10 protein-coding genes are annotated in these 11367 nt (G+C 51.7%); 2 read left to right on the top strand and 8 right to left on the bottom strand.

What is annotated here, in order from left to right; translation table 11 throughout:
* Positions 1-200 precede the first annotated feature (200 nt).
* The gene (locus tag V8I28_RS09250; protein WP_341779837.1) at positions 201-1004 is read right to left on the bottom strand and encodes a hypothetical protein; all 804 of its coding nucleotides are present in this window, start codon (positions 1002-1004) and stop codon (positions 201-203) included.
* 3 nt (positions 1005-1007) lie between these two features.
* Positions 1008-1511, bottom strand: a complete 504-nt coding sequence (ybaK, locus tag V8I28_RS09245; RefSeq protein ID WP_341779836.1) for a Cys-tRNA(Pro) deacylase — start codon at positions 1509-1511, stop codon at positions 1008-1010.
* 152 nt (positions 1512-1663) lie between these two features.
* Between ybaK and V8I28_RS09240 the strand changes: the two genes are divergently transcribed.
* On the top strand, positions 1664-2389 hold the full coding sequence (locus V8I28_RS09240) for a GntR family transcriptional regulator (protein ID WP_341779835.1): 726 nt from the start codon (positions 1664-1666) through the stop codon (positions 2387-2389).
* Positions 2390-2747: 358 nt separating this feature from the next.
* A complete protein-coding gene (locus V8I28_RS09235) occupies positions 2748-5132 on the top strand; it encodes a phosphoketolase family protein (RefSeq protein ID WP_341779834.1) in 2385 nt (794 codons plus the stop codon).
* A gap of 220 nt (positions 5133-5352) precedes the next feature.
* Here V8I28_RS09235 and V8I28_RS09230 read toward each other — a convergent pair whose 3' ends face one another.
* The 6 genes from V8I28_RS09230 to V8I28_RS09205 are packed head-to-tail and all read right to left on the bottom strand — an operon-like array spanning position 5353 to position 10524.
* Entirely contained in the window at positions 5353-5976 is a 624-nt protein-coding gene (locus V8I28_RS09230) for a CBS and ACT domain-containing protein (protein WP_341779833.1), read from the bottom strand.
* 3 nt (positions 5977-5979) lie between these two features.
* Positions 5980-6684, bottom strand: coding sequence for an ABC transporter ATP-binding protein (locus V8I28_RS09225; protein ID WP_341779832.1), 705 nt, complete (start codon positions 6682-6684; stop codon positions 5980-5982).
* Positions 6684-7466, bottom strand: a complete 783-nt coding sequence (locus tag V8I28_RS09220; protein ID WP_341779831.1) for an ABC transporter ATP-binding protein — start codon at positions 7464-7466, stop codon at positions 6684-6686. The genes V8I28_RS09225 and V8I28_RS09220 overlap by 1 nt, the downstream gene beginning before the upstream one ends.
* The gene (locus V8I28_RS09215) at positions 7459-8415 is read right to left on the bottom strand and encodes a branched-chain amino acid ABC transporter permease (protein WP_341779830.1); all 957 of its coding nucleotides are present in this window, start codon (positions 8413-8415) and stop codon (positions 7459-7461) included. Before V8I28_RS09215 ends, V8I28_RS09220 begins: the two co-directional genes overlap by 8 nt.
* 12 nt (positions 8416-8427) lie before the next feature.
* On the bottom strand, positions 8428-9306 hold the full coding sequence (locus V8I28_RS09210; RefSeq protein WP_341779829.1) for a branched-chain amino acid ABC transporter permease: 879 nt from the start codon (positions 9304-9306) through the stop codon (positions 8428-8430).
* 24 nt (positions 9307-9330) lie between these two features.
* A complete protein-coding gene (locus V8I28_RS09205; protein ID WP_341779828.1) occupies positions 9331-10524 on the bottom strand; it encodes an ABC transporter substrate-binding protein in 1194 nt (397 codons plus the stop codon).
* Between the last annotated feature and the right edge of the window lie 843 nt (positions 10525-11367).

Below are 11367 nucleotides of genomic sequence, written 5' to 3'. Positions count from 1 at the left end.
ACACAGCTTGCTCCACCGCGATCCAACCCATATTTGGCGAACGGTAAGGCGACCGCTTTCCACTGCGAAACTGTAAACGACTAAACTTAACGCCGTGAGTTGCGCGATGACCATAGTTTTAGTCGCTTTCTATCCTTTAACCTTCAGTAAATAAGTTGGATCGTCAAAAACGCCGCAAGCTCAGAGCTTACGGCGTTTTGTTAGTGTTCCTTAATTTGAAAAGCCAGTCGCACCACCAGATTGGTGAATAAAGACACCAACAGGGCATAGCCTAGGATGAGCGCCAGCAAAATCACGGCGGCCGTGATGACCCGCAGATAGCCGCTGGCAATGTTGCCCATCGTTAGTAAAACGGTAATCACCACCACGACGGTCACAAAGCCGATTAAGCCGATGCGTGAATTGGCAAAGTCGGCGGCGCTGAGGTCGAAGCCACCAATGCTGATATTTAACGACAAGAGAATCATGATGATCCAACGCACCAAGGGATGGGAATCCCCACCCAGTGCGGCAATGAACCCCCGCCAATCCAGATTGAAGGGGTCGGCAATCAGCGTCAATATCCCGTTGAATAGACTGGGAATCAGTAGGGCGGTCAGTCCCAGCAGCACCAGCGCACAACCGAAGATGGGGGCAATCCCAATGAAGAGGTTGCCCGTGGTCTGATACCAGTTGCGCCGGTTCCACGTGTGGTTGACGTAGCCCAAGGCCAGATCAGGATTGCCGTCCGGGCCAATCCGTTGGGGATGGGGCCGCTTGAGCAACCGCACCTGATCGATCCTGTGGCCAAATAGGACGGCCATCAGGAGGTGACTGAGCTCGTGAAGAAAGATGCCGATGAACCCCAGGTAGAGTTCGCTGTTCACGCCCAAGCCGTTGGCCAAAAATTTCTTCGTATCCCGATTCAGATACGTCAGTAGCGTGACGAAGACGAAGGGGATGATCAGGAGATCTAATCCCACAAGGCCTAGATTCTTTAAGATCAGGCTGAGGTCGGTATTCATGGCCTACTCCAGCAGGTCGGTGAAGGTACCGTGGACCAGGTTAGCGAGGTCCGTGGCGTTCAGTTCAACTGACCGGCCAATCTGTCCGGATGAAACTAAAATGGTGCCCTGTTCCTTAGCGGTCGTGTCAAAGTAAATGGGGAAGTGATTCTTCTCCCAAATCCCCACCGGCGTGTTGGCACCATGTTCGTAACCCGTGGTTTTAACCAAGTCTTTGAGGGGCACCATGTCCACTTTTTTATTGCCAGAGACCTTAGCCAACTTTTTTTCGTTAAGATGTTCGTCGATGGGGACGACCCCCACGACCGGACCCGTGGTTGGACCGCTGAGCACCAGCGTCTTGTAGATCCGGTGTTCCTCGACGTTGGCGTGGTCTACTTCCATCTGAGCCACGTCGCCCTTGAGGTGCGTGGCGAATTCAACCTGTTTGTAGGGGACCTTATTTTTATCGAGAATCTGTTCGACTAGCGTCTTGTGTAGCCGCTTGCCTTTCTTTTTCTTAGCCATTTAACTCACCTTTCACAACAAAAAATAGTAAATTGGACCGCACTTTAAAAATAAATGGAACGGTTGTTTCCTGATAAAAGCAGACACCGCCGCCAAAACCTGTTATACTCTATCACAGTAGAAGTCTAGTTGAAGAGTTATGAGGAGATATCATGGCAGATTTAGTCTATCGACAGGTAATGCGGGACTTAAAACAACGCATCCATCAAAATGAATTTCCCAATAAGCGGCTGCCAGATGAACGAAGCCTGAGCGAAGCGTACGGGGTCAGTCGCAGCTCAGTTAAGCGGGCGCTGAGTGTGCTCGCCAACCAGGGGATTATCTTTAAAAAGCGCGGGTCCGGAACCTTCATTAACCCATTATATATGAAAAACCAATCAATTTTTCAATATGAGGGCTCAAATTTAGGAATTACCGACAGTATGAAGTCGGCCGGCACCACGCCGGGCATCCGTTTGCTTAAATTTGACGTTATTCCGGCCAGCAAAGAAATCCAGCAGGATCTGTTCCTGGCGGAGGGGGATTTCGTTTACGAAATCAAGCGGCTGCGGCTATTCGAGGATAAACCCTTTATGATTGAAACCGGGTATATTCCCATTAAAATTGCCCCGAACTTATCGCAGAAGACCGTTTCGGAGTCAATCTTTAATTACTTGGAATCCCAGGGGAAAGTCGTCACCAAGTCGTTCATGTCCATTCGGACCCAACCATCCACGGCAGACGACCAAAATCTGCTACATCTTAAGCCGGTGGAACCCGTGGGTATCATGGAAGGGGTCTTCTTCCTCGATGATGGGACGCCGTTTGAAGTGTCTAACATGCGCCTGCACTATCAATATTTGAACTATAACACCTTTGTTTCGTTAGATGAAGAATAAGCAACGAGGAGTGACGCCTGTGAGGGGGTCACTTTTTGATTGGTCTAGTTTATGGAATGGCATAACACGAACACTAACACAACGTTTTCTTATATTGGTATAATTAATTGTAATGAATATTGTGCCCAGAAATTGTCTGGGATAGCCTGAAAAGGGCGATTTCATGCGGATTATCAAGGGGTCCTACTTTTGATAAAATTGATACGGTCCAATTATCAAAAAGGTTGACTTTTATTTAAAAAGCGTTATTATAAGACTTGTAAAAAGCATCCCGGTATTCACTTACGAGATAAATTTTACGTTAAGTTCTATCAACTAGATTGTGCAGTTACAAATTCAAAGAAGGAGTGTTAATTACATGGCAAATGCAGACTTCGACTCCAAGACTTACTTGGAAGGCGTTGACAAGTACTGGCGTGCAGCAAACTACTTATCAGTAGGTCAGTTATTCTTGCGTGACAACCCATTATTGAAGCGTGACTTAACCTCTGATGACGTGAAGATTAAGCCTATCGGACACTGGGGGACAATTGTTTCTCAAAACTTTATCTATGCTCACTTAAACCGGGCAATCTTAAAGTACAACCTGAACATGTTCTACATCGAAGGTTCAGGTCATGGTGGCCAAGTTATGGTTTCTAACTCATATCTTGATGGTAGCTACAGTGAAATTTATCCAAACATTTCTCAAGACGAAGAAGGCTTGAAGCGTTTATTCAAGCAATTCTCCTTCCCAGGTGGCGTTGCTTCCCATGCCGCACCTGAAACGCCAGGTTCTATCCACGAAGGTGGGGAACTTGGTTACAGCCTGTCACACGGTACTGGTGCGATCTTAGACAACCCAGACGTGATCGCCGCTGTTGAAATTGGTGATGGGGAATCCGAAACTGGCCCATTGGCTGCTTCATGGTTCTCTGACAAGTTCATCAACCCAATCAAAGATGGTGCGGTTCTGCCAATCATCAACATGAACGGGTTCAAGATTTCTAACCCAACCATCCTATCACGGATGTCCGACGAAGACTTAACGAAGTACTTCGAAGGAATGGGTTGGGATCCTCACTTTGTCGAAATCGAAGCTGGTGACACCGACTTTATGCGGGTTCACGAAGACATGGCTAAGACGATGGACGAAGTTATCACGAAGATCAAGGCTATTCAAAAGCATGCTCGTGAAAACAACGATGATTCATTACCTAACTGGCCAATGATTATCTTCCGTTCACCTAAGGGCTGGACTGGTCCTAAGGCTGACTTGGATGGTAACCCAATCGAAGGGTCATTCCGGGCTCACCAAGTTCCAATTCCTGTTGCTGCTGGAGATATGGAACACGCTGACCTGTTGGTTAACTGGTTGAAGTCTTACAAGCCAGAAGAACTCTTCAATGAAGACGGTTCTGTTAAGCAAGAAATCCGCGACATGGCACCTAAGGGCGATCAACGGATGGCCATGAACCCAATCACTAATGGTGGGATCAAGCCACAACCATTGAAGCTCCCAGATTACAAGAAGTATGCTGTGGACACGACTGAACACGGCAAGACGATTGCCCAAGACATGTTAGTTTGGTCCAAGTACTTGGCCGACACCATGAAGTTGAACCCAGATTCTTTCCGTGCCTTTGGTCCTGACGAATCCAAGTCTAACCGGCTTTACGCGATGTTGGATTATGGTAAGCGTCAATGGATGGAAGACATCAAGGAACCTAACGATGAAAACATGGCTCACGAAGGCCGGGTCATCGATTCTCAACTGTCCGAACACCAAGCTGAAGGTTGGTTGGAAGGTTACGTTCTGACCGGTCGTCATGGCTTCTTCGCCACCTACGAATCATTCGGTCGGGTTGTGGACTCCATGTTAACCCAACACTTCAAGTGGTTGCGTAAGGCTGCCGAACAAGAATGGCGTCATGACTACCCATCCTTGAACTTCGTTGACACGTCAACTGTCTTCCAGCAAGACCACAACGGTTACACCCACCAAGATCCTGGGATGTTGACCCACATGGCTGAAAAGAAGCCAGCCTTTATCCGTGAATACTTGCCAGCCGATGCCAACACTCTGTTAGCCGTTGGTGACGTTGCTTTCCGGAGCCGCGAAAAGATTAACATCATCGTGACCTCCAAGCACCCACGTCCACAATGGTTCTCCATTGATGAAGCCACTAACCTGGTTCACAATGGTTTGGGCTACGTTGACTGGGCTTCTACGGACCAAGGTCAAGAACCTGACGTTGTCTTCGCCGCTGCTGGTACTGAACCAACTTGGGAATCCTTAGCCGCAATTTCTCTGTTGCATGACGAATTCCCAGAAATGAAGATTCGCTTCATCAACGTGGTTGACCTGTTGAAGTTGCGTTCTCCTAAGTTGGACCCAAGGGCAATCTCTGATGACGAATTCGATCGTCTGTTCACGACCGATAAGCCAGTTATCTTTGCCTTCCATGGCTTCGAAGGCCTGATCAAGGATCTCTTCTTCGACCGTCACAACCACAACTTACACGTTCATGGTTACCGTGAAAACGGTGATATCACCACGCCATTTGACATGCGTGTCCTGAACCACTTGGACCGTTACCACTTGGCTAAGGAAGCCGTTGATGACATCGATGAATACGCCGTTAAGGGCGCATACTTCGCACAACGGATGGACGACATGGTTGCTAAGCACAATGCTTACATCCGTGAAGTTGGGACTGACTTGCCAGAAGTTAACGCTTGGCAATGGAAGCCATTGAAGTAATTGAGTGATTAGCGATTTGGTGATTAATCCGAATTAAAGAGAGCATCTCCTAAACTCGTATGAGTGGTGGGGATGCTCTTTTAATTTGGCCAGCAACGGGCGGAAAATTAGTTGTGGGCAGTGACCAATTAATGGCTAAAGACGATAGTTCACTTTATTTTGGAAAAAATGCGGCGTGAACCCACTTTTTCCTGTAATATAAGTTATTACCCAGCGGTGGTTAAACCACGGTAAATCCCGCGGCCGTCAGCACCTGGGTGACCGGTGCGGCTTGGTCGCTGGCGATGTGGAGCTCAATGACGCGGGCTTGCTGGTCGCGGACCACCATTAGGGTTTGAATGCTCAGGTGGTGTTCGGCTAGAACCTTGCCGATAGCGAAGATGACGCCGGGACGGTCGTGGGTTACGCGGACGCGGCAGACAATGCCGGGTTCGCCGTAGCCGGAGATGTTCAGGAAGGCTTCCAGAATGTCGTTATTCGTGATGATACCCACGACGCGCGTCTCGCGGGTGACCGGGAGAACGCCAATCTGGTGCTGACGCATCTGGTAAATGGCTTCCTCTAACTGTGCAGTCGCGGCGATCGTTTGCACGTGTTTCTCCATGATGGTCGCCACGGTGGTCTGGGTTAGTATGTAATTGGTCTCGTAGACGGAGAGACTCGTGGCCTGCGAGGGTAACGCGCGGCCAATAATCCCCTGTGTAATCAGACCGACCAGGCGATTGCCATCGAGCACCGGTAAGCGGTGAATCTGATTGTCTTTCATCAACGCGATGGCGGCGCTGACGGTGGTCTGGGGACTGGCAATAACTAAGTGGGTTGACATGTAATCTGCTACACTCATGGATTAACCTCCTAAGTAGGCGCGTTGAACGGCCTGATTGGCGAGTAGGTCCTGACCGGTTCCTTGTAGCTTAATCTGACCGGCGGCGAGGACGTAGCCCCGATCGGCAATAGCGAGGGCCTTGTTGGCATTTTGTTCAATCAGTAGGACGGTGGTTCCGGCGGCGTTAATGGCGCGGATGATCTCAAAGATTTCGTTAATGAAGATGGGCGCTAACCCCATGGAGGGTTCGTCGAGCAACATCAACTGGGGGTGCGACATCAGGGCCCGGCCCATGGCGAGCATCTGCTGTTCGCCGCCGGATAGGGTTGCGGCATCCTGATGGCAGCGCTGTTTCAGCACCGGAAAGTAGTGATACACCTCCGCGTAGGCCTGGGCCAGGTTCTGGCGGTCCTTGCGAATGAAAGCGCCCATCTGGAGGTTCTCCTGAACGGAGAGACCGGGGAAAATGTGACGCCCCTCCGGAACCTGCGAGATGCCCTCCCGGACAATCTTGGGGGCGGCTTCTCGCTGAATCGGGTGGTTACGGTACGTGATTTTCCCGCTGGTGGGGCGAATGATGCCGGAAATCGTATGCAGAATGGTGGATTTACCCGCGCCATTGGCCCCGATGAGCGTGACGATCTCCCCGGTGTGAATGGTAAAACTGACCTTTTTAATGGCCTGAATAGCACCGTAATTGACGACTAAGTCTTGAACATCGAGCATTAAGCTTCATCTCCTAAATAGGCGCGAATCACGTCCGGATTTTGTTGAATATCGGCCGGGGTACCCTCGGCCAGCAGGGCGCCGTGTTCCAGCACGTAGAGCCGTTCGACCACGTTCATCACCAGCGACATGTCGTGTTCGATGAGGACGATGGTGATATGAAAGTCCCGTTGAATTTGACGAATCAATCGCGTTAAATCGGCCGTTTCCTCGGGATTCATCCCGGCGGCCGGTTCGTCTAAGAACAAAAGCTTGGGCTTGGTCGCCAGCGCCCGAACGATTTCTAGCCGGCGTTGCGTCCCATACGGGAGGTTCTTAGCGGGTTGGTCGGCCACGTCCGTAAGGTCAAAGATGGCCAATAGGTCTCTCGCGGCTGTGGTCATGGCGGCCTCGGTCCGATAGAACTTGGGCGTCCGAAAGACGCTGGCCAGAAAGCCGTCGTGATAGTGGTTGGTCATGGCGATCCGCACGTTGTCTAAGACACTGAGTTCCTTGAAGAGGCGAATGTTTTGGAAGGTCCGGGAGAGCCCTGCCTGTGCGATCTGCGCGGGGCGCTTACCGTTGAGCGATTGGACGCCCTGGTCGGTGTACAGGGTGATGGCGCCAGATGTGACCGGCGTTTCGCCCGTTAAGAGATTGAAGAGCGTGGTCTTACCCGCGCCGTTAGGACCAATCAGGCCGACCAGCTCATTTTGATCGAAATGCACGGAGACGTTGGCCACGGCGGTCAGACCACCGAAGTTTTTGACGAGCTGCTGTGCGGTTAAGAGGGGACTAGTCATGCGTCGGGACCTCCTTTCTGGTGCGGCCGAAGCGTTTGAATGAAAACTCCCAATTGCCAAGGAGACCGGCGGGTTTGAAGATCATGATCAGAATCAACGCCAACGAGTAGATGATCATCCGCAGGGTACCGAAGTTCTGGAGAATCGTATCGAGGGCGCCCAAAACGATGGCGGCCACGAAGGTTCCGGTAATGCTGCCGACCCCGCCAAGCACGACGATGATCAGAATGGCAATCGAGGCCATGATGTTGAAGTCGCCCGGGGCGATGGTCTGAATGTAGGCGGCGTGCAGGGACCCACCAATCGCGGCCGTGCCGGCGCCAAAGACAAAGGCGATCAGCTTCCAACGCGTCGTGTTAATCCCCATCGCCTCAGCGGCAATCTCATCTTCGCGGACCGCCATGACGGCGCGACCGCTGCGACTGTGGATGAAGTTAACCGTGATGATGGTCGTGAGGCACATCAACACGTAAACCGTGGCCCAGGTCACTAACGGGGGAATGTTGAAGAGTCCCGCCGCCCCGTTGGTGATTTTAAAATTGTTGATTAAGATGCGAATGATCTCGGCGGCGCCCATGGTGGCGATGGCGAGGTAGTCTCCCCGTAAGCGTAACGTGGGGATGCCCACTATCAGCGCGGCCACCATGGCAATGACGATGCCGACGCCCATGGATAGGTAGAACCCCAGCGGCGTGGCCATGTTTTGCGTCATGATACCGGTCGCGTAGGCGCCAATCGCCATGAAGCCGGCGTGACCAAGTGAGAATTGACCGGAGAAGCCGATGATGAGATTTAGCCCCGTGGCCAGGATGATGTTGATGCCGATGGTGACCAGCATATTTTCGATGAAGGCGTTGATGATGCCAAGAAATTCACACGCATCGATTAGACCAAAGACCAGGACCATCACGCCGAGCCAGGTCAGATTGTATTTCAGATTTGCTTTCATGGATGGCACCTCCTAAACCTTTTCCTTCGTCTTCTTACCGAAGATCCCGGCCGGCAGGACCAGCAGGATTACGATTAAGACGACGTACACCACGGCGTCCTTGTAGGCCGATAGACCCACCGCTTGGACGCCGGTCTCCAGAAGACCGATCAGGAAGCCACCGACCGAGGCACCGGGCACCGACCCAATGCCGCCAATGACTGCGGCAACGAAAGCTTTGATCCCCGGCGTCATGCCCATCAGTGGGTCAATCGAGTTGTAGTACAGACCGATGAGCACGCCGGCAGCCCCCGCCATGGCGGAGCCGAGCGCAAACGTAAAGGAGATGGTGTGATTGAGATTGATGCCCACCAGTTGGGCGGCCTCTGGGTCAACCGAGACGGCGCGCATGGCCTTGCCCATCTTGGTCCGCTTGATGATGATTTCCAATAAAAGCATCAGGAGGCAGGCCGTTCCGAGAATCAGTAGTTGAATGTTGGAGATGTGTAGGCCCAGCACGTGGTAGGTCACGGTGGTGATGACCTGCGGGAAATTGCGCGTATTAGCCGAGAAGAAATAGGTCATGGTGTTTTCGAGCAGAAAGGAGACACCAATGGCGGTAATCAACGCGGTAATTCGCGGGGAATGCCGGAGTGGCCGGTAGGCGAAGTATTCAATCAGAACGCCCACCAACGCACAGAAAATCATGGCGGAGAGCATCGCGAAGATAAAGTTAAAGTGCAGGCCGTTGATGACGTAGTAGCCCCAGAAGGCGCCTAGCATATAAATATCACCGTGGGCAAAGTTAATCAGCTTAATAATGCCGTAAACCATGGTGTATCCCAGGGCCAACAGGGCGTAAATGCTGCCTAATGACAGACCGTTAATCAGTTGTTGTCCGAATGTCTGCATGTACTCACTCCAATCTTAACGGGATTATTTGATGGTGTAGGCTTGCGAAACGCGACCGTTCGTCAACTTCTCAATCACCATCGACTTTTCGGGGTTGTGGTGTTGGTTCATGGTGATGGTCCCGGTGACGCCCTTAAAGTTCTTGAGGTGAGCCAAGCCGGTGGTAATCTTCACGGAATTGGCCGAGTGTTCGCTCTCGATGGCGGACTTAATCATGTAGACGGAATCGTAAGCCAGCGCAGAGAAGGTGGGGGCGGTCGTGTGGTACTTGGCCCGGTAGGCCTTCAGGAAGCTGGCGGCTTGAGCATTGGTCTCGCCGGCCTTCGTGGAGAATGGCGTGGTGTAGTAGATGTTGCTGGTGTTGGCCTTGCCGGCAATCTTCGTCAGCTTGGCATCGGCCATGCCATCGCTTCCCACGATGGGTACGTTAATCCCGGCCTGGCGCGCTTGTTTGATGATCAGCCCCAGCTCGGAGTAGTAGCCCGGTGCGTAGATGGCGTCAATCCGCTTGTGCTTGAGGGCGGTCAGGATGGCGTTGAAGTCCTTGTCGCCCTCCTGGAAGGTTTGACTGCTGACAATCTTGCCGGTGTAGCTTTGCTTGAAGGCCTTGGTCAGGCCGGTACCGTAGTCACTCGAGTTATCGGTCAAAATGGCGACGTTCTTGGCCTTGAGGTTTTTGGTCATAAAGGTGGCCGCCGATGATCCCTGGTAGTTATTTTGGAAGCAGGCCCGGAAGATGTATTTCTGAACGGTACCGTTCTTCTGAAGTGTGTAGCCCGGGTCGGTTGCCGAAGGGCTGACGGAGGGCACCTCGGCCTTGGTCATGTTAGGAATCGAGGCGGTCCCGGCGTTCGTGGCGGCGGGGCCGACCACGGCGACGACCTTGTCGTTATTCACCAGCTGAGCGGCCACCGAAGCGGCGGTGGTGTTGGACGTCTTGTTGTCGCGAATGACCAACTGAATCTTCTTTTTGGATTGGCCGACCTTGATGCCCCCGGCTTGATTAATCTTATTGACGGCGAGCTGAATGCCTTGCTTTTGCTGTTGGCCGTAGCCGGCGGCCGAACCGGAAAGCTCCATGTTAACGCCAATTTTGATGGTCTTGCCCGGGTTGTTGCCTTGTGCGCTACCGTTACTCTTGGCCGTGCTACAACCGGCGAGTGTTAAGACGGTGGCGAGTGCACCTAGTTTAAGGAGTGTTTTTTGCCATTTAATCATTTGTCATCCCTGCCTTCTTATTTTTAATGAAACGTGATGGTACCCAATCCTCCTTTGTTCTAACAAAAAGACCTCATCCACGGGGTGAATGAGGTCTTACACGGATGCCGAGCCCTCATTACCACACGGGAAAGAAGGGCTCAGCACTTGAATTTTGAGGGTTAACTCAAGGTCAAGTGACCGGGTCCTTCTTCGTTAATAATAAGGCTGCCAATTGAATAGCCAGGGACGGGTGCATAGTGGTGGTTGTTGGTTTAATCGTCATCATGGTCGTCCCTCGCTTTCAAAAGTTGTTGTTTTAGGTTAGTTGATGAGTCTTACGATAATTAAAATTAGATGAGATGTCAAGACTAAATTTAATCATATTCAAATGTTAAGCGGCCGAAGTCCTTGGCGCCCAACGTTCCTGACCGGTTAATTTTTTATTTAAAGGTTGAAAGTAGAATAAACGCGCTGATTCCCGGAACGGCAGTGTGCTGTCCACTAAAATTGGTGAAACCAGGAGCCTGCGCCTGCCAGGGGTTCCGCCTGCTATGGGGGCCACCTTCAGCCTGAAAAACGGGCTTCCGGTTCGCTTGGAAGCCTTGCCAAACCCGCAAGTCTTCCAAGTCGCCCCACGTTGTAAGCTGAGAAGAGACCTCAGCTAACACCGTCGACACAGCTGGCTCCACCCCTGGCGATCTCCGGCAGGACAGTGTTTGTCAGCAACACCGGCGTTTATCGACAAATTGATTGTTATGTTGGGTTAAGCCGCTGGTTGCTGCCCAGCAATGTCGTAGCCGTGAGTGAGCCAAATATGGGTTCAGCCGTGGGAGTTCCCTTAGCGGCGTTTTTTGCCGGTTA

It is taken from the genome of Levilactobacillus sp. HBUAS70063 (assembly GCF_038374745.1).
Taxonomy (GTDB): Bacteria; Bacillota; Bacilli; order Lactobacillales; family Lactobacillaceae; genus Levilactobacillus.
This window is presented reverse-complemented; position numbering and strand designations above follow the sequence as displayed.